At 54.6% G+C, this 20044-nt stretch carries 18 protein-coding genes; 4 read left to right on the top strand and 14 right to left on the bottom strand.

Annotated features, from left to right (window positions below; translation table 11 throughout):
• Positions 1-79 precede the first annotated feature (79 nt).
• From V4U84_RS22585 to V4U84_RS22625, 9 genes are all read right to left on the bottom strand, one after another.
• Positions 80-1147: an AI-2E family transporter gene (locus V4U84_RS22585; protein WP_334078015.1), complete on the bottom strand. Its 1068-nt coding sequence runs from the start codon at positions 1145-1147 to the stop codon at positions 80-82.
• Positions 1148-1305: 158 nt separating this feature from the next.
• Entirely contained in the window at positions 1306-2463 is a 1158-nt protein-coding gene (locus V4U84_RS22590; RefSeq protein ID WP_334078039.1) for a mannitol-1-phosphate 5-dehydrogenase, read from the bottom strand.
• Positions 2463-2897: a PTS mannitol transporter subunit IIA gene (locus tag V4U84_RS22595; RefSeq protein WP_334075634.1), complete on the bottom strand. Its 435-nt coding sequence runs from the start codon at positions 2895-2897 to the stop codon at positions 2463-2465. The genes V4U84_RS22590 and V4U84_RS22595 overlap by 1 nt, the downstream gene beginning before the upstream one ends.
• Positions 2898-2928: 31 nt before the next feature.
• Entirely contained in the window at positions 2929-5016 is a 2088-nt protein-coding gene (locus V4U84_RS22600) for a BglG family transcription antiterminator (protein ID WP_334078016.1), read from the bottom strand.
• A 90-nt stretch (positions 5017-5106) separates the two neighbouring features.
• The gene (locus V4U84_RS22605; RefSeq protein WP_334078040.1) at positions 5107-6543 is read right to left on the bottom strand and encodes a PTS mannitol transporter subunit IIBC; all 1437 of its coding nucleotides are present in this window, start codon (positions 6541-6543) and stop codon (positions 5107-5109) included.
• 243 nt (positions 6544-6786) lie between these two features.
• Positions 6787-6993: a hypothetical protein gene (locus V4U84_RS22610; RefSeq protein ID WP_148452582.1), complete on the bottom strand. Its 207-nt coding sequence runs from the start codon at positions 6991-6993 to the stop codon at positions 6787-6789.
• Between the two features lie 14 nt (positions 6994-7007).
• Positions 7008-7529, bottom strand: coding sequence for a PRC-barrel domain-containing protein (locus V4U84_RS22615; protein WP_334078041.1), 522 nt, complete (start codon positions 7527-7529; stop codon positions 7008-7010).
• 88 nt (positions 7530-7617) lie between these two features.
• A complete protein-coding gene (locus V4U84_RS22620) occupies positions 7618-8769 on the bottom strand; it encodes a cysteine desulfurase family protein (RefSeq protein ID WP_334078017.1) in 1152 nt (383 codons plus the stop codon).
• A gap of 188 nt (positions 8770-8957) precedes the next feature.
• On the bottom strand, positions 8958-9839 hold the full coding sequence (locus V4U84_RS22625; protein WP_334078018.1) for a glycosyltransferase family 2 protein: 882 nt from the start codon (positions 9837-9839) through the stop codon (positions 8958-8960).
• A gap of 176 nt (positions 9840-10015) precedes the next feature.
• Here V4U84_RS22625 and V4U84_RS22630 point away from each other — a divergent pair, with 176 nt between their 5' ends.
• Complete coding sequence (locus V4U84_RS22630; protein WP_334078019.1) at positions 10016-10528, top strand: SHOCT domain-containing protein; 513 nt, start codon at positions 10016-10018, stop codon at positions 10526-10528.
• Between the two features lie 561 nt (positions 10529-11089).
• Here V4U84_RS22630 and cymR read toward each other — a convergent pair.
• Positions 11090-11509 (bottom strand): cysteine metabolism transcriptional regulator CymR, encoded by a 420-nt coding sequence (cymR, locus tag V4U84_RS22635; protein WP_334075639.1) that lies wholly within the window; start codon positions 11507-11509, stop codon positions 11090-11092.
• Positions 11510-11807: 298 nt separating this feature from the next.
• Between cymR and mnmA the strand changes: the two genes are divergently transcribed.
• Positions 11808-12941, top strand: a complete 1134-nt coding sequence (gene mnmA / locus V4U84_RS22640; RefSeq protein WP_334075640.1) for a tRNA 2-thiouridine(34) synthase MnmA — start codon at positions 11808-11810, stop codon at positions 12939-12941.
• 103 nt (positions 12942-13044) lie between these two features.
• Here the strand turns inward: mnmA and V4U84_RS22645 are convergent, their stop codons facing one another.
• A complete protein-coding gene (locus V4U84_RS22645) occupies positions 13045-14355 on the bottom strand; it encodes a replication-associated recombination protein A (protein ID WP_334078020.1) in 1311 nt (436 codons plus the stop codon).
• 385 nt (positions 14356-14740) lie between these two features.
• Between V4U84_RS22645 and V4U84_RS22650 the strand changes: the two genes are divergently transcribed.
• Positions 14741-15040, top strand: coding sequence for a CD3324 family protein (locus V4U84_RS22650; protein WP_334078021.1), 300 nt, complete (start codon positions 14741-14743; stop codon positions 15038-15040).
• Positions 15041-15181: 141 nt separating this feature from the next.
• Positions 15182-15898, top strand: coding sequence for an HNH endonuclease (locus V4U84_RS22655; protein WP_334078022.1), 717 nt, complete (start codon positions 15182-15184; stop codon positions 15896-15898).
• Positions 15899-15928: 30 nt separating this feature from the next.
• On the opposite strand, the gene V4U84_RS22660 is transcribed toward V4U84_RS22655, so the two are convergent.
• From V4U84_RS22660 to V4U84_RS22670, 3 genes are all read right to left on the bottom strand, one after another.
• Entirely contained in the window at positions 15929-18070 is a 2142-nt protein-coding gene (locus V4U84_RS22660) for a HelD family protein (RefSeq protein WP_334078023.1), read from the bottom strand.
• Positions 18071-18621: 551 nt separating this feature from the next.
• Positions 18622-19290, bottom strand: coding sequence for a YdeI/OmpD-associated family protein (locus tag V4U84_RS22665; RefSeq protein ID WP_334078024.1), 669 nt, complete (start codon positions 19288-19290; stop codon positions 18622-18624).
• Complete coding sequence (locus V4U84_RS22670; protein ID WP_334075646.1) at positions 19287-20039, bottom strand: tRNA threonylcarbamoyladenosine dehydratase; 753 nt, start codon at positions 20037-20039, stop codon at positions 19287-19289. The genes V4U84_RS22665 and V4U84_RS22670 overlap by 4 nt, the downstream gene beginning before the upstream one ends.
• Positions 20040-20044 lie beyond the last annotated feature (5 nt).

Raw genomic sequence — 20044 nt, forward strand, 5'->3', positions numbered from 1 at the left:
GTCAACGTTTTCTTTGATTCTAACAATCAGTATTAGTATATAAGGCGGCAAACAGGCTGTCAATCAAGGAAATCCCTCGCTATACGGTCTTTCTTCGGACGTAATAAGCATAGAAATGCTGAATGACCACCTTGCCCACCGCAAAAAAAGGTACCGCCAGCACCAGCCCCGGGATGCCGCCGATTTCCCCGCCGACCAGCAGAGCGAAAATGATCAGCATCGGATGGAGATGCAGACTCCGCCCCACGACCTGGGGTGATATGACATTGCTTTCGATCATTTGGCAAATCATATTGACCAACAATACCATGAACACCATTTTCCAGGAGATTGTGGTCGCCATCACCATGGCGGGGGCGGCTCCAAGAAACGGGCCGAGATAAGGGATGATATTGCAGACGGCGACAACCCCGGCGAACAGGAGCGCAAAGGGCATCCCGATAATGACGTATCCGATGTAGGCCAGCACGCCGATGATCACGCAAACCAGCAGTTGTCCGCGCACGTAGTTTCCTAGCGCTTCATCGATTTCTTTTAACAAGGACACGATGGACTTCCTCCGAGATCTCGGCAGATACTTCAGAATGATCCGTTCAAAATTTTCAAAATCCTTCAGCATATAAAAAATAAGGAACGGTACGATGAACGCGTTAAACACGACACTGATCGTCGTCCCGATATTGTTCAGAAAGCTGGAAATCGCCGCCGCGAGCCGCTGTTCGAATTGGAAGAACCAGTTGTTCATCCCCATCCGGATACTCCCCGGCACGAGCGTGTTATCCCAACGGTTCATCAACTGCTGGGTATGCAGCGTCAGTTCGGGCAAATGCTCTCCCAGTTCCTCCAATTGCTCGACAAACATCGGGATGACATTCATTAATATCACGGACAGACTGGTCAAAAATACCGCATAGATCAGCAGCACAGCCACCGTCCTCGGCACCTTCCGCCCGCCCAGCAGTCTGACAACGGGGTTCAGGACATAGGAAATAATCATGGCGATGATAAACGGGGAGAGTATGGCTTTCAAAAATCCGTAAATCACGGTAAACATAGGGCGAAGCAGCCAAACAAAATAAAGGATGACAAGCCCCAGCAGCACCCAGACCGCATACCGGAACACTTTGCTTTTGGTGAACGGTTCCACTTTACAGTAACCCCCTCCCACATTTCGGAGTCGGACCAGCTATGAAGAAAGTATATGCGGGGGCCGGAAAAAATAATCGCCGCCCGTCCGCGCTTTTTGAGACAAATCCCAAAAAGCGGGGGAGGCGGCGATCTGCGTTCAATCGATCACGACCGGACTTACGCCCAATTTTCCAACAGTTCGTATTGCTTCATAATTTCCCGGTGAACCGGATGATCCGGGGCAATTCCGGTGTACTTGGCGATCGTTTCCGACGGCCCCGAGGCTTGGAGCTCGGCTTGCAGTTCCGCCGCCTCCGGATCGTCACCCGCCCGGAACAGCAGGGCCGCCGCCATGGTCCGCGCCAAATAGCGGTATTCCAGGCCTTGCTCGAAGGCCTTCATCGCCGGCCGCGCCAACCGGTCGCCCGGCGACAGCTTGCGGATCGGCGAACGTCCCACTCGCGAAACTTCGTCCGTCAGGGCGGGGTTGCGGAACCGCTCCAGGATTTTGGCGATATAAGCCTGGTGCTCTTCCGCGTCAAAGCCATGCTCCTTCATCAGCACCGCTCCCGTCTCCTTCAGGACCGCAGCTACATGGCCGACGACTTCCTCATCGTGCATGGCCGCCTGAATCGTGTCGTATTCCTGAAGGTAGCCCATATAGGCGGCCGAGCAATGACCCGTATTGACCGTGAACAATTTGCGTTCAATGTACGGCAGAAGTCGGTCCACATATTTGACTCCGCCGATGGGGCGATAGCCCGGCAGCATCGCCGAGGCATCGACGACCCACTCGAAGAAGGGCTCTACGACAACCTTCAATATATCTTTGTGGCTCTGCTGAGGCACAATCCGGTCTACCGCCGCATCCGGAAACGCAACCGTCCGGTCGGCACGCACCCGGCTTTCCTCGCCGAGCCGGCTATAGACCAGCTCCTTCAACTGCGAGCTGGCACCAATCGCGTTCTCGCAAGCGATGACATGCAGCGGCTTGGCGTCGGAATGCTGCAACCGCAAGGCAACACCTTCGGCAACCGTGCCGGCGATATGCTTCAGCACGGAAACCCCGACGGCCGTGGTCACCAGATCGGCTTCCGCCACCGCCCGGACCAGCGCCTCATTGTCCGCGTTGCTGTTCAACGCCGTCACTCCCCGAACCACGGTCGTTTCCCGCCGCTCTCCGGCCAGGACGACGGAATACTCCCCGCGCTCTTTTAACGCAGCGACGACATGCTCGTTGACGTCCGCAAATACCACTTCATATCCCGCCTGTGACAAAAGCAGCCCGATGAAGCCTCTTCCGATGTTTCCCGCGCCAAAATGGACAGCCTTCATCATGCCAATTCGCCTCCGAACAGTTCCATAATTTCTTCCTTGGTGGCGGCGTTCATCACGCGTTCGATGCTGTCATCGTCGGAGAATATCATCGCGACCTGGGTCAAAATCTCCATGTGCTCCCCCCCGGCTCCGGCGATCCCGATGACGACGAACGCCGGCTCGTCGCCGCCGAAATCGACGCCTTCCGGAAACCGGACGATAGACAGGCCGGTCGATGATACCATCGATTTTGCCTCTTTCGTCCCATGGGGAATGGCCAGACCGGCCCCCATATACGTGGACACGATATTTTCCCGCTCTATCATTTTTTCCACATAATCCGCCGTGACGTGTCCCGCTTGCACCAGCAGTTCGCCGGCCAGCCGAATCGCCTCGTATTTATCTTTAGCGGCAGCATTGAGTACAATTTTATCTATCGACAGTATGCTCATTGTTCTCTCTCCTTTTTTTTTCGTTGTGAAATCATCCGTTGTTCTCAAAAAAGTTCAGCAGTTCCGCGGCCAAAAAATTGCGAATCTCCTCTTCCGTCCCTGTTTCAAGCAGGGACACGAGCTGCGAATTCAGCAGCAGAGCGCTGATTTCACTGAGTACCTCCAAGCTTTCCTTGGAAAGCTCCTGCGGGGCCAGCATCAGCAGAATGACTTTGACTTCTCCCTCCGATTCCAACGCCAACGGCGATTTCAACCGGAACAGCGAAAGTGCGCGCGACCGGATATACGGGCTTCTTGTATGAAACAAGGCGAGGGCGGTCCCGGGGATCATCTGGGTGGCCAAACGCTCGCGTTCGAGCAGCCGTTCAGCAACCGCGGGGATATCGGCGATCAGCTTTCCCCCGGATTCAGATCCCGCACCGTTCACCAGCTCCAGCGCCTCCGTTACGATGTTCCCGAGCCCGGCTCCTTCATTGTTCAGTTCGTAAAGCCCAAAGCTCTGAAGCAGCGAGTGAATTTCGCTAAGCGTGGCGTTGAGCGTCCCGAGCCGGGCCATCGCGCCTTCCTTTTGAAGCGGCACGCCGGCTTCCGGAGGTTTTCTCTTTCCTAGGGTCATCTGCTGGATATGGGAGAGCAGGCGTTCACGGTCTTCCCGCGTCAATAAAGGGCTGAGCCGCACGTACCGGTCCCCGGGAAGCGGCAGATCGATTGTTGAAACCAGCAAATCGTAGTTCTCCTCCGGCAGCCGGGCCACATCGTACCAGGAGGCATTTCCCAGCACCTGAATTTGCGGCATTTCCTTGGCTAAACGGGTAGCGAGCAGCCTTGAGGAGCTTAGCCCGCTGGAGCATACCAGGATTGCACGCAAATTCCGGCCCGGCTGGTGAAGCCGTTCCGCCGAAGCTCCAAAATGCATGACCAGGAATCCGATCTCCTCATCGGGCACCTGCAGATCCCCCGCAAGTTCGTCGACAGCCTCCCGAACGTTGGCGAACAGCTCCTCATAATCTTTCCGGATGGCGGAAAGCAGGGGATTTCGTATGCGCGCCCCTTCCCGGATTCTTTTTAACGCGGGGCGGAGATGCTCAAGCAGCCCGCTCCTAAGCGTGCGATCCTCTTGATAAGGAATCCCGGTCCGCTCCATGATCAAACCGATCAGCCTCTCGATGATGTCGACGATCTTAAGATCGAGATGGGCAAGTTCGGGAGAATCCTCCCTGGCTCGCTGGAACAGGCTTGCGATATAAGCGGTCTCTTCCCCGGGTACCGAGATGGCGAAAGTTTTCTCCAGATGCCTTGCCAAGTCCCCTGCTTGATTCAGCAAGCTCTGCTCCAAAGCTCCCCGGCCCGGTGATTGCAACTCTCCCGCCATGACCATTCTCCCGCGGCGAAGCCGGTTCACCATTACGGACAAGGCGGTCAACAGCCCTGTGTAAGCCCCTTCGCTCAGCTCCTCGGTCCATGGCCAATTCATGTCCCAAAAACAATTCGCCACGGTAAGCAGGTCGGATTTGCCGATCAGTTCCAACAGGCGGCGTGCTCCCGCGTTCTCATGAATAGCCGGGGCTCCCACCAGGTCGGAGTAGGTTAGTTCATTGGAAGCCGCGCGGACGATGGCGGCCCGCTTTTGGGTCTCGGCGCCTTGAATCTCAACTCCGTATCCCCGCCGCCGTACGAGTTGCAAACCCAGCTTGTTCAATTCGCTTTCGAGCTCATCAAGGTCATAGCTCACCGTCGCCACGGTCACCTTCAAGCTGTGGGCCAAAGCGAACATCTTGATCGGCTCCTCCGTCTCGAGCAAATCGCACAGCAGCATGATTTTCCGCTCATCGCCCGAATAGTCCGCCGGTTTCCCCGTCAGCAACTCTTCGCGGACTTTCGTCAGCCCCTCTTCTTCAAGCGGGCCGCCGTCCTGAGCGAGAAGCGCAATCCCGGTGCCGGATTTGCGGAGAAGCAGGATGCCAAACTCAGCCAGACTCCTGTCCATATCGTCAAGTTCCCGGTGTACCGTCCGGACACTAACCGCGGTTTCGGCGGCGATCTCCGCCGCGGTCACCCCGTTCTTCCGGCCAAGGAGGAACATGAGAATCTGTCGCTGTCTGGCGGTAAATTTCCCCATATTCATCCCTCGCTTGAATGTGAATGTGAGATAAAACGCTGGAGAATGCCATCTCCAGCGTTATGGTCCAAAAATAAGTTGTTTACTGGTTTACTCCCCTTTCAGGCGTTCCACCAGCTCGTCATATTTCGGACTCTTCAAGAAATTGTCGATCGAAATATGCTCGGCATCCGGCTTATTCGCCTTCGCCCGATCCGTCAACTGCTTTTGCGTGATGACGATGTCCGCGTCCGCCGGGATTTCGCTTACCGCCGAGTTCACAACGGTCACATGAATTCCGGCTTGCTGCATCTTCTTGCGCAGGATGGAAGCGCCCATCGCGCTCGAACCCATACCGGCATCGCAAGAGAAGACAATTTTGTTCACGTTGGTTTTGCGGTCGGCGGCCTCTTGCTCCAACGCGGCTTGAGCTGCCGCCGGAACACGGCCTGCCGCTTTCATTTCGCGCATTTTTTCCGCCGCCTGCTCAAGATCCAATTCTTCCTCATTCTGTTTGCCTGTCTTGAGCAGTAAGGAAGCCAGCAGGAACGAGACGACGGTCGCGGTGACGACCCCGGCAAGAACCGGTACCAGACCGCCTTTCGGCGCCATGGCGATATAGGCGAAGATACTGCCCGGGGATGGGGAGCCCACAAGTCCTGCGTTAAACAGTTGGAACGTAAACGTTCCGGTTACCCCACCGCCGATCGCGGCCAAAATCAAGATAGGCTTCATCAGGATGTAAGGGAAATAAATTTCATGAATCCCGCCCAAAAAATGAATGACCACCGCGCCCGGGGCGGATTGTTTGGCCGAACCGCGGCCCACAAGCCAGTAAGCAAGCAAAATGCCAAGGCCCGGCCCCGGGTTCGATTCCAGCATGAAGATCAGCGATTTTCCCAACCCTGCGGATTCCTCCGCCGCGATCGGGCTCAGAATGCCGTGGTTAATGGCGTTGTTCAGGAATAGAACTTTGGCCGGCTCGATAATAATGTTGACGAGCGGCAGCAGATGCATATTGATCAGAACGTCAACGCCCGCCGATAGCGTCTTGCTGATCGCCTGGATAACCGGACCGATCCCCGTATAAGCACCGATGGCGAGAATGGCGCCGATAATCCCCAGCGAGAAGTTGTTGACCAGCATTTCAAAGCCGGATTTAATTTTGCCTTCCACCAATTTGTCGAATTGCTTCAATACCCACGCGGCCAGCGGACCGACGATCATCGCGCCGAGGAACATCGGAATGTCCGAGCCCACCACGACGCCAAGCGTCATAATCGCCCCGATGACGGCGCCTCTTTTCCCGTGGATCATTTGTCCTCCGGTATACCCGATCAACAGAGGGAGAAGATAATTAATCATCGGCCCCACGAGCGTGGCCAGCTTCTCATTCGGAATCCAGCCCGTTGGAATGAACAAAGCGGTAATCAGGCCCCAGGCGATGAACGCGCCGATGTTCGGCATAACCATTCCGCTGAGCAGCCGCCCGACCTGCTGTACTCTAACCCTTGCTCCTCCGGATTTTTGCTTCGTTTCTATACCCATCACGAGGATGCCTCCTTTTGTTGAATTGTCTTCGGAGCAGCGTTGTTTTAAGCACCGCTTCCTTAATTTCATCCTAATTCACAGCGCTTTCACACTCAATCAAATCAAAACCCGATTCCGTCATGATTAATGTTGACAACATTTAAAATCTCATCCGCCGGTTTCCGAGAACAACAAAAAAGCTCTCTCCTCTGGGAGGAGAGAGCTTTTCTATAATGATGATTTTAAGTTATCTACGTGCTGCTAGGACAGATGGATTTGGGGAAGATCCTGAGAAACCTCTTCTCCAAAAAACAAATCATCCAAAGAACTGAGGGTTCCGTCTTCTTCCACTTGGTAAACCGACATTTTCTCGCCATTTACCGTTAATTCGATAAAGCACCCCCAGCAATAAAACTGATGGGAGCCGATCTTGCCGATATCCTTGGAACTGCAGTTTGGACACTTCATCATCAACACATCACCTATCCATTAACAGAATTCATCGCCTTCTCCAACCGCTGCTCACTGTTTGGAGGGACCATGATTGCGTTTTCGCCTTTGGTCATACCGGGTATAAAAGGCAGCACTTTTCGCCCTTCCATCAGGTCCGAGATAAACCCGTCACTGACTTCTATTCCTGTAATTGTATTTCCCATTTCCTGGTCAAAATAAACGTCTGCCACATGCCCTATCAAAATTCCGTCCTCGGTAAGGAGCGGAAGTTCTTTCAATTTGCCGTTACCTGCGAAAAAGGTAAGCTGTATATTCTCGGCATCCCATTTGCGGATCGCCTGTTGATTGCGTATCATCACGGCATCTTCACCGTACGCTACAATATCTTCCCAGAGCACCACCTTCACTGTGGAGGAAAACATCGCTTTCCCCTCCAGCTGTATGCCTGTGATTCTCCAGTGATCATCCAGCAGGAAGTCGAGAACTTTCCCGATCTGTTTGCCGTCTTCCACATCGAACACGGCCAAGCCTACCATCTCTTGAAGTTTCATCATGAGCACGGCTCCTCCTACTGTGGCAATCTCTTGCTGCAGACCAGCGAAATAAACCTCCCTCCGAAAAAACTACAAAAGACGCCCATTATCTTCTTCTACGAAGACGTTCCAGGATGGTTCCAACTTTTTCGGCGGTAAGTTTCATTTCTTCAGTAGTATTACCCAAACCGAAGCTAAATCGAATCGCCGAGTTCAAAAAATTTATCGGCAGATTCATCGCTTCCAAAACATGCGACGGCTCCAGCGATCCCGAAGAGCACGCTGACCCGCTGGCTACCGCAATTCCCTCCATATCCAGATTCATCAGCATCGTCTCCGTGTCGCATTCCGGAAAACTGACATTGACGATATGCGCAAGCCGCTTGACAGGGTGTCCGTTGACATGGAAACACCCCGCCCCAACCTCGCTTTCCAGCGCATCCAGGAAAACCCGGCGCAGCTCTTCATCCTGCGCGGCGCGCCCGGAAAGCTGTTCCGCCGCAAGTTCGGCCGCTTTGGCGAATCCGGCAATCCCGGCCATATTCTCTGTGCCGGCACGGCGTTTACGCTCCTGCAGGCCTCCGATGAGAATCGGCTCAATCACCAGTTCCCGCCGGACATAAAGCGCGCCTACTCCCTGAGGCCCGTTAATTTTATGCGCGGAAAAGCTCATCAAGTCGACCGGCAGTTCCCCGAGCCGAATCGGCAGCGCGCCCAAAGCCTGGACGGCATCAACATGGAACACGATCCCCTTCTCCGCGGTTATAGCTCCTATCTCCTCGATCGGCTGTATCGTCCCGACCTCATTATTGGCATACATCACGCTGACGATAATCGTCTCCGGACGAATCGCTTCCCGAACCTGCTCCGGTTGGACTTGGCCATACCGGTCGACAGGCAAATATGTAACTTCGTAGCCCTGCTTCTCCAGGCGGCCGCAAGCATGCAACACCGCATGATGCTCGATCGCCGTCGTAATAATATGACGGCCGTGGTCCCTTCGCGCTTCCGCTGCGCCAAACAAAGCCAAATTATCGCTCTCCGTTCCGCCGCCCGTGAACACCAGCTCGTCCGAGCGGCATCCGACCAGGTCCGCCAGCCGGTCCCGCGATCCGTTAACAAGTCTCTTGGCGGCACGGCCGTAGGCATGGATGCTCGAAGCGTTCCCGTACTGCTCCCGCATGACGGTGACCATCGCTTCCGCCACTTTCGGATGTACGGGCGTGGAAGCCGCGTGGTCCAAATATATGGTTTTCATAGTATGGCAAGCCACCTTCGATAATATGAAATCAGACAGTCATTTGAGCGAGTTTAATTCTATATTATTTTTGACAAAAAAACTACTGCCTATTAGCTTGGAAGGTTTGTAAATTTCGGGATCCGGACAAATTCGTCCGACTATACAAAACTCCGCCGCAAAGAAGCTGCGGCGGAGTTTATCCTCTTTTAATACGGCAGATGGGAAATGCAGCGGGATAATGCCATATTCAGCATTTGCTGATCATACACCCGATGCTTCGCATTTTGTTCAAGCAACCAACGAGCGAAGCCAACGGCCCGAAAATAACCGGGATAGTCCGCCGGATTAATATTGAAATGTATAAAATCGAGCATAATCCGATTCTCTTCATCGGAAAGGTGCAAACCCAAGCGCGAAAATTGCCTTTGCCGGACCCTCCGGGCCGAATCGTTCTGGATCGCCCGGTGCAAGTGGGATACTTGTCCGCTATGCGTGCGATAGTACAGCATATTTACGGGCAGATTCGCCAATTGCGTCTGAAACGCCAGCCGATTCCACAACTCATAGTCTTCCGCGTGCGGATAATTGCTGTCATACCGAACTCCCAGCTGTTGAACGATGCTGTTTCGCATGATGACTGTCGGATGAGCGATACAACAATGAAACAAGAGCCAGGTTTTGATTTCCTCATGGGAAAACGGATTAATTTTGGGCCTTCCGCCAATGAATGTGGTAAATGCTCCCGCACTCAAACCAACCGCCGGATTCTGATCCATAAACGAAACCTGGATGTTCAGCCGATCCGGTGTGGAGATATCGTCGCTGTCCATTCGAGCGATGTACTCTCCCGTGGCCAGTCCCAATCCCTCATTTAAAACCGAGACAACCCCCCGGTTTTGGCGGTGAATGATTTTGCGAATCCGCGGGTCCTTAAACTGATCGATAAGCTCAGCCGAACCATCCTTCGATCCGTCGTCGATGACGATCAGCTCAAAATCCTTAAAAGTCTGAATCAGCATGCTGTGAATCGCTTCCTGGACAAACGCCGCATTGTTATAAACCGGCATGATTATTGATACACGTGGCACTGCCTCCACCTCCATGTCAAAGCGGTTGCTATACATTATGAGAGGCATACTTGTCCCGATTGGACTTCCCTGCCCGAAAATCCATCCGAAAAGTGATATAACTTTGGTAAAAAAGTAATAGATGTACCATACAATATTTGGTATCATTGTTTCAATAATAGGGAGGAAAGTCGAATATGTCAAATTTGATGAGGAAATTGCTCGAATCAGTAGATCAAAAGGACATCATTGCTTCTGCCGAAGGCATAAATGGACTGATTGCTGTAACTAAGAACGTAGTTTATTTACAGAGAGGGAAGTTGCTCGAACAGAAATCTTTAAAGACTTACCTCATCAAAAGCATAACATCGGTTCAGACAAAAAAACCAAGCATGTTGACAGCCGGTCATTTTCAAATTATTGCTAGTGGCTCCGGTGACAATACGAAGCGATTCGGTTCCGCCTTTGATTATGCTAAAGATGAAAACACGGTAATGATTCGTGGTAATTTTGATGATTTTAAGAGGATAGAAAAATTAATTTATAAATTGCAGAGCGACCCAAATCCGGCGGTACCGGTCGCTCAAGCCGCCCCAACCAGTGAAGACGCTTTTTCAAAACTGGAAAAATTAGCAAAACTAAAGGAACAAGGAATCATCAGCGAAGAAGAATTTGAACTAAAAAAGAAAGATCTCTTGTCTCAAGTATGAGCATAAAAGCCCACAGCCATTTAGGCCAGTGGGCTTATTCATTGTTCTCGATTTTTCCGGTTATGCCGAGTCCCCCAGCAGACAACCTTGTTTGAAAGCTAGGTTAGTGAATCGTGATAAGAGCTTTTTACGCCCTTATTTTGTCGAATTTGGCTCAGCGCTTGGAAATAACGGCTTTTTAAGGCTCTATTTTAGGAAAAAGCGGGTCAAAACCTGATTATTGGACTCCAAGGCAGGAAACAAGGCCTTTTTTGACCGCTATTTTCTCCGTAGAGGCGAATCGGGCCGAAATAACGGCCCAAAAGGCCGGTATTGCAGCGACAGCGAGGGCCTAGAGAAATTGTGGTGGAGGCATGCGGAATTAAGCCCGCTACGCCGAGGCGAAGAGTCTTAAAAACTCTCACTACGATGGCTGATGGGGCACTAGACAACAACTCTTATTTATTTATCTTGACACCATTCAAAAATGCCAACAACAACAACCAATTGCGGGCAAGGTACGCATTACAATTTTTGACAAGCATTCTTTAATCCCATTGAATTGGCGGGATTCTAATCCTGCTAAATATAGAACATATAATTTTCCTTCGCGCCCTTCTCCTCAAAGGATATCAGATTCTCCAAAGTTGTAGAATCCAGCACTTCGGCGATACTGTCGCGAATCCGCAGCCATAAATCCCGTTTCGCGGGATCGTCTTCCTCCGTAAAATCCACCGGAGAAATCGGCCCTTCCAGCACGCGAATGATGTCGCCTGCCGTAATTTCGCCGGCCTCGCGGGACAGGATATACCCGCCGTACGCGCCGCGAACGCTCTTGACCAAACCGGCATTGCGCAGCGGGGCGATCAGTTGTTCAAGATAATGCTCGGACAGCTGGTTTTTCTCCGCAATGCTCTTGAGTGAAGTCGGTCCTTCACCGAATTTAGCGGCCAACTCCATCATGATCGTCAGGCCATAGCGTCCTTTCGTGGAAATCTTCAAAGAAGCCACCTCTTTCAATTTTCAAATAATCTTTATATAATTGAACTTTGATCAATTAAGAATAGATATTGCTGTCTATTCCTATCATTAATCTTTGTTTATCGTAACATATCCCGCCTCTTTTTGGAAAACAAATCCGACCGGAATCCTGCAATTTTCTGCCCGGAATTTACCATTTTCACAAACCGGCTCGACAGCGGCTGCCCTACGACAGCACAAGGAGAAGCATCGAATCCGATCTCGGATCTTATGGTAAAATAACTATATGGCCCAAAGAGGCCTAAAGGAGTGAAAAGAGATGAGCAAGCCCAATCACGAAACCCGCGTCGTTGTCGGCATGTCCGGCGGCGTCGATTCCTCGGTAACCGCCCTGCTGTTAAAACAGCAAGGGTACGATGTTATCGGCATATTCATGAAGAACTGGGACGATACCGACGAGTTCGGTTATTGCACGGCCGAGGCGGATGCCGAAGATGTGCGCCGCGTCTGCGAGCAAATCGATATCCCGTACTATACCGTCAATTTTGAAAAAGAATACTATGATAAAGTATTTGCCTATTTTCTCGACGAATATAAGCGCGGACGTACGCCGAACCCGGACGTCATGTGCAACCGGGAGATCAAGTTTGGCGAATTTTTGAACAAGGCGCTGGACCTTGGCGCCGATTACGTGGCCACCGGACATTATGCCCGCGTTGTGGAAGAAGCGGGAGTGTACAAGCTGCTGCGCGGCGTCGACAATAACAAGGATCAAACGTACTTTTTGAACGCGCTGAACCAGGAGCAGCTCTCCAAAGCGATGTTCCCGATCGGCCATCTGCCCAAGCCGGAGGTACGGCGCATTGCCGAAGAGGCCGGGCTGTACACCGCCAAGAAAAAAGACAGCACCGGGGTCTGTTTCATCGGCGAGCGGAATTTCCGCGAGTTTCTGAGCCACTATCTGCCGGCTAAGTCCGGCGAGATGGTCGATATCGTCTCCGGCGAAGTCAAAGGCCGGCACGACGGCTTAATGTACTATACGCTCGGCCAGCGGCAAGGGCTCGGCATCGGCGGTTCGGGCACAGGCGAACCTTGGTTTGTCGCCGAAAAAGATCTCGAACGGAACATCCTGTACGTCGTTCAAGGCGACAAGCACCCAAGCCTCTATTCGACCGGCCTGACCGCGTCGGGCGTCAACTGGATCGCCGGGCAGGATCAACTGCCGCAAGGGCCGTTCAAGTGCACGGCCAAGTTCCGCTACCGTCAACCCGACCAAGGGGTTACGGTAACGGCGCAGGAAGACGGCACGCTGTCCGTTCAATTCGATGAGCCGCAAAAGGCCATCACCCCCGGGCAGGCCGTCGTCTTCTACGATGGCGAAATTTGCCTGGGCGGCGGCATTATCGAAGCGCCGGAGAAGCTGCCTGTACCGGAGCTCGGCCGCCATCGGTAAACCCGCTCGTTTTCCGCAAAAATCCCCGCCTTCCGGCTTCATACAGCCTGGAGGGCGGGGATTTTTTTGCAGTTATGGTCTTCGGAGAGGGGGCTACAACTCCCTACTCCCCTTTGCGCCGGAGCTCCTGATTATGCCGGATCTTGCTCTCGTTTCCCTGCTCCGTCGCATGGTAAAAGGAGCGCCCGGCGAGATGGGCCGGCAGATATTCCTGCTTCACGTAGTGGCCGGGATAGTCGTGCGGATATTTGTAGCCGGTATGCCCCAGCTTGACCGCCCCTTTGTAATGGGCGTCCCGCAGATGCAGCGGCACCTCCGCGCTCCTGACCTCCTCGATGGCCGCCATCGCGTTGCCGATCGCCGCCACCACGCCGTTCGATTTCGGGCTCTCGACCGCGAACAGGATCGCCTGGGCGATATTCAGTTTGGCCTCGGGCCAGCCGTTGTGGCGGTAAGCCTCCAGGGCGCTGACCGCCTGCACCATGGCCTGCGGGTTCGCCAGCCCGATGTCCTCGCTGCTGGCGGCGATCAGCCGCCGGATAAACGTCATCGGGTCCATCCCCAGTTTCTCGACGGCGTAGAGAAACCAGAACAACGCGGCATCGCTGGAACCGCGGATGCTTTTGTGAAACGCGGAGAGGACATCGTACTGCGTCGACTCGTCCGCTTTGACCAGCGGGCGGCGGATCGACTCCTCCGCCACCTCGAGCGTGATGAGGACGGTGCCGTCCCCGCGGGGCGGCGTCGTCATGGCGGCGAGCTCCAGCGCGTTGAGGGCCCGGCGGATGTCGCCGTTGGCCATCTCCGCGATATGCCGGAGCGCCGCCTCGTAGGTCTCGAGCTTCATAAAGCCGAGACCTTTCTCGCGATCGTCCAGCGCCCGGCGCATGGCGACGAGCGAGTGCTCCTTCGTCAGCGGTTCCAGCTGGAAGAGCGTCGAACGGCTTAACAAGGCCCCGTTTACATAGTGGAACGGGTTCTCGGTCGTCGCGCCGATGAAGATGATCGTACCCTTCTCCACCGCGGGAAGAAGGGCGTCCTGCCGCGAGCTGTTGAAGCGATGGACCTCATCGAGAAACAGAATCGTTTTCGTGCCGTAAAACGCTTTATCGTTCTGCGCCTTTTCGATGACCTCCCGGACATCTTTGACGGAAGCGTCGACCGCGTTGAGCCGCACAAATTCGGCCTGGGTGTGGTGGGAAATAATATGGGCCAGCGTCGTTTTGCCGCAGCCCGGAGGACCGTACAGCAGAATCGAGGAGACCTGGTCGGCTTCAATCGCGCGCCGGAGCAGCTTCCCCGGGCCGACGATATGCTCTTGCCCGATATATTCGTCCAGGGTCGTCGGCCGCATCCGGTCGGCCAGCAGCCGCCCCGAGGGATCGCTTTCCCGGGAATAAGAGAATAAATCCATGAACTCACTTCCTCAATTCATTTGTTATCGACTATACAATACACATTCTAGCACATGAACGGTAAAAAACATTTATAAACGTTCTTTCGCTTTCTTCCCCACCTCGAATATGAGTTAATATAGATGTCGGGCCGACGAATCACTGGAAAGGGGGCTGATCGAAGTGATTTCAGTGAGTGAGGTGGCTTCCGCGTAACGCGGGAGCTCATGCTAGGGGGGCTGTAATGCCCCTCTTATTTCCGTTTGAAACCAAGTATGTTAAGATAGACGCAAGCATTGCCAAATTAGGGCAAACCAAATTTTACGCCGAAAGGGGGATTTACGACCATGGAAACTCAATTTATCCGCCAAACTTCCATACCCAGGATCAAGGAGGAACATGATCGTGAACTACAAAAACGGGAAGGATGTGCTTCCCCCTAGGCTGTTGAAAGAACTTCAGAATTATATCCAGGGCGAACTGCTCTATATCCCCAAGCCGGAACGTTCCCGGGCATTATGGGGTGAGCTCAGCGGAACCCGCAAATCGATGGCCAAAAGAAATGAAGAAATCTACCGCCTATACCATTCGGGGCATACCGTCAGCGATCTGGCGGAGCGATTTTTTCTATCCGACGAAAGCATCCGTAAAATCATTTGTAAAATGCGAACCTCCCTCAGGGAAGCCGCAGCCGTTACCGAATAGAGATAGGCCGCCCGGATCAGGCCCGGACGGCCTATTTGATTTGCGCGAAAAAAAACGAATCCGTTTAGGACTTATGGGCGCTGGGAGGTATAATATACATATAACGAAATTCCACGATGCTCTGAAGAACGAGGTGAACCGATGATGCGGACCGGCCCGAACAACCCGGACAAACTTGCCGAAGCCCCCGATACGAAAAGCGGGGAACTGCAAAAGAACTTCAAACGCTGCGCCCGCTGCGGCGAAATAAAGCCGGTCTCTCATTTTTTACGGCGCACTGGCAAGCGTTCCGGCAAGGGCGCCCGCCGGGGCACCTGCCGGGGCTGCCGCGCCGAATTGAAACGGCTGGGGCAGCCTGCCTCCCGGCCGATCGAGCTCAAAGCGTCCACGGCTGCGGCTGCGGATAAGCCGGTCGAAGGGACAATCGCCCGCCCCTTGATGAAGCGGGCTCTCCCCGCTCCTCCCGCTTCGGCGCCGGCCTCGGCCCCCGATGCCTCGGTGCTGCGCCCTAACCGGGAGGGGAAAATCCGGATGCGCGGCCGGACCGACAAAGGCAGCCGCTGGCATCAGGAGGTCGACCTGGAACTCGCGGTCACCCTCGTGAAAGAGCATGCCGCCGTCGTCGTCAATCGCCACACGATCCGCCGTTTGTACAGCAACAAGGCCTTCCGCCGCTACATTTTAACCCGGGACCGCTATACCTGTTTTTTCTGCGGCGCCTACGGGGATACGATTGACCACCTTTTGCCGAAAGCCAAGGGCGGACATACGACGCCGCTAAATTGCGTCTGCGCCTGCAGCGAATGCAATCAAAGCAAGGCCGACCGCAGCCTGGAGGATTTTATCGACGGCCGTTGAATGCGGTCCGGCTGGTTTAGCCGGGCAGCTTTACACATCGGCTGGCACTTTGTCCGGCACATACTCCGGCAGTTGTTCGCCATGCATCAGCCACAGCTCATGCAGAGCCCGCGTGCAACCGACGTACAGCAGCCGGGCATCCTGCGGGCCATAGTGGGCCCGGTCCACATCCGTCACGAGCACGGCGTCAAACTCAAGGCCTTTGGACAGGTAGACCGGCAGCACGGAAATCCCGCCCGCGTATTGCCGCTGGTCGCCGTCGATCAAATGAACATCCTTGCCTTGTTCCGCCAACTCGCGATGCAGCTCCTCCGCCTCCGCCATCGTCCGGGTCAGCAGCGCCACCGTGCGGTGCGTGCCGGATAGCGTATGGTCCAAGGCTTCCGAGATGGCCGCCAGACGTCCGTCACCAACCGCCGGCTTCAATTTAACCGGCTCCCCGCTGCGGAATACCGGAACCGCCAACAGGTCGGTGCCCACCCCTTTTTTCAAAATATCGTTGGCAAATTCGATGATTTCCATCGTCGACCGGTAGCTGCGCGTCAGCGCAAAATAAGCGGTTTCCTGGGGCGCGAACAAGGCTTGCATCTCCTCCCAGGTCCGGACCCCTTTGTAGTAATGGATCCCCTGCGACAGATCGCCGAGAATCGTGAAGGAGTGCCCTTTGACGAACCGGTCCAGCACCGCCACTTGAAAAGGACTGAAATCCTGGGCCTCGTCGATGACGACGTGATCGAAAGTCAGGCTCCCCTCGATTTCCTGGATTCGGGAATGCAAGTAAAGCATGGCCGCCAGATCCTCGTCCTTGACCTGTCCCTTTTTCAAATAATCCCTGGTTTCCTTATACATCGCGGCCGGTATGCCTGAGAGGATATCCCCGTCCAAGCTGTTCCCTTTTTTTCCCCCGAACGTCAAAAATAAGTTTTTGTATAAAGCCACCGCCTCCAGCTCCGGCCACTTTTTGGCATAGGCCTTTTCCCGCTGCTGCGCTTTTTTCTTGCGTTCTTTGAGCGCGGTTTGGGAAGGTGATTTCTTCAGCTCCATCTCGACCCAGCGGTGAATCCGGGCCAACACCCGTTCTTTGCGGCGGGCAACCGGATAGTGCTTATATTCGCCCTCAAACCATTGCAGAATCGTTTCCCGGGCAAGCCGGCTCCCGTCCCACGGCTCAAAATCCGCATCGGGTACACAGCCGGCCTCAATCCGCTCCAGATAGCGGTCGAGGATCGCTTGAAAGGCAAGCGAGCCCTTGTACCTCCCGGGCAATGCTTCATCGTCCGGCCGCTTGCCGCCAAACTCATCGCTATCGAACCAGCGCGTCAGCGTAGCCGCGCCGTCGGTCGGCGCTTCCATAAGTCCCAGGACCCGGGCCGCCCAGTCGCCGAAGGTACTCTGCTGAATGTCGCCGACCCCCAGCTCGGGCAGCACCTCGGAAATATAGTCGATAAACATATGGTTTGGGGCAAAAATAACCATCCGCTCCGCCTTGATTTGCTCCTTGAACTGATACAGCAAAAAAGCGAGCCGGTGCAGCGCCACGGTCGTTTTTCCGCTTCCGGCCACGCCCTGGATAATGAGTGCGGTGTTTTTCGCCGCCCGGATGATCAGATCCTGCTCCGCTTGAATCGTGGAAACAATGTCACGCAGCCGGTTGTCTTTGTTTTCGCCGAGGCGGTACACCAGGAACTCGTCGGATACGGCCGGACCTTCGCTCTGCTTGTTGAACGTGTCCACGACCCGCTCCAGAATGCCCTTGCGGATGACGATGTTCCGCTTCAAGTACACAAGCCCTTCGATCAGTCCCTCGGGCGACTCATAGGCGGCCGAGTCCCCGCCGGTAAAGGAGTAGAACAAGCTGGCCACCGGGGCGCGCCAATCGATGATCAGCGGATTTCTCCCGTCGGCGTCGGCCACGCCCACTTTGCCGATATACAGCGGCGACGCCCCCTTGCCCCGTTCCTCAAAATCCAGCCGGCCAAAGTAAGGCTCGCGGATAGATTTCTCCAACTGCTGCCGCTGGGCTTCCCTGCCCGATTCCAGAATTTGCTCCGTAAAATCATGGCCCGTATACACGGGGATGCTACGCAGCTCTTGAAGCTTCGCTTCCACCTCGCCCAGCGTCCGATTCAGCCGCTCTTTTTCTTCTTGATAGGCACTTTGAAAATCTTCCATTTCAGTTACCTCCTAAGGTTTAGTATTCCGTCTGTGCTCCGGCCGATCCGGTGTAGCTCTGGCTGCCCTGCTCCGAAGTCAAAAGGAGTTTTATTATACCACTTAAGAACGGATTAAAGCGAATTTACTTGCTTAAATGTCACAGGTTCCGGCGGGGCCCGGCGAGCGGCGCATTCTAAATAGCGGGAAAACATCCCGCTATTTTGGACACTCCAGCCCCGCGGGCATAAATAACTGGAAAAGCTCCAGCTAATCCGCACCCCTGCGGCTCCATCGACCACTTTGTGCGGAAATAGCGGGATAAACTCCCGTTAATCCTGCTCCACAAGGGGAAACGCTCGAAATTAACGGTAGGAAATCCCGTTAATTATTAGAACAGGCACCACCACCAAGCTTGCTCATACCACACCCGCAGTCTGTCGCAACCGGCCCCCCTGCCTCAGAGAAACATTCTTGCACAACTTCTGCGAAGCCGCACCCAATAAAAAACGCAGGTTTGATGTTCCCATCAAACCTGCGCTTCGTTGCAGCAGCCTATGCATTTTATAGCGTCAGATTTTGTCCGACGGACGTTTCAAGCCCAGCTTCAGCTTCTCTATGGTTTGAGCAATCCGCTTTTCCCGCGTTTCCGCACGCTTGGCATCCGTGATCCACTCGAGGTACGCTTTCCGGTGAGACGGGGCCAGCTCGTCAAAAAACTTCGCGGCCTGCGGCTCCTTCCCGAGCGCCAACGTCAGCTCCTCCGGCGCTTCGGCGGGGGTCGCCGGTTCGCGCTTCGCCTCTCCCGTCCCGGCCGTGCGGCGGGTGGACCTCGGCGTGAGCTTCACCAGGTCCGCCGGCCGAAACCGCATCGCCGACCACACGTCATCCAGCGACACCAGCGCGATGCCGTCATACCCGGCGGCTTTTACCGTTTCCCAGCCTTTGTCCCGGGTCAGATCGGTGCCCGCCTTGGCGCCTCCTTTCGGATAGCACAGCCACAGCAGTCCGTCCGGCCTGATGGCGCGCAGCGCCGCGGGTGCCCCTTCCTCCACGTCCCGGATCGAACGGAAAAACATCTGCACGAACTCGTAACTTCCGGCCAGTCCCTCGTCCAAAACGGTATGCGCCGAGCTTAAGCCCAACTGCTCCACATACCCCTCCGGCGCGCCCAGCACGAGAACGCGTTCGTGATCCGCGGGCAATCGCAGCTTCTTGATCAGCTCCGGCTGCGGGTTCATGCCCGCACTCCCCCGGCTTCCAGCAGCTCGCGTACGGCCACGCTGACCATGATCAAGCCGACGACCGGCGGCACAAACGAATTGCTCGCCGGCGGCTGCTTCGCTTTCCGAATCTTCGCGTCGGCCGGAGCGATTTTCTCGGTGACGTCCACGCGGGGCTTGACCGGCTGTTCCGTGGAGAAAACGACTTTGACGCCCTTCTTGATGCCGTCTTCGCGCAGTTTGGTGCGGATCACCCGCGCCATCGGGTCCATATGGGTTTTGGAAATATCGGCCACCTGGAACTTTGTCGGATCCATTTTGTTGGCCGCCCCCATGCTGGAGAGCATCGGTATTCCGCGTTTGCGGCATTCCTTGATCAGGTGAATTTTGTACATGATCGTATCGGAAGCGTCCAATACATAATCGATATCGTATTTGAACAATTCCTCATACGTTTCTTCGGTGTAAAACATGTTCAATGCGATCGTCTCGCATTCCGGATTGATCAGTTTTACCCGTTCGCACATCAGATCCGCCTTTTTCTGGCCGATGGTGGTCGTCAAAGCATGAATCTGGCGGTTTATGTTCGTGATGTCGACAACGTCCTTGTCGATCATGATGATCCGCCCGATGCCGGTCCGGGCCAGCCCTTCGACCGCCATAGCCCCGACGCCGCCGACACCAAGCACGGCTACCGTGCTTTTTTTCAGAATGTCCAGACCCTCGGCACCAATGGCCAGCTCGGTTCGTGAAAATTGATGAAGCATGTGTA

It is taken from the genome of Paenibacillus sanfengchensis, assembly GCF_036864765.1.
GTDB classification, from domain to species: domain Bacteria; phylum Bacillota; class Bacilli; order Paenibacillales; family Paenibacillaceae; genus Fontibacillus; species Fontibacillus sanfengchensis.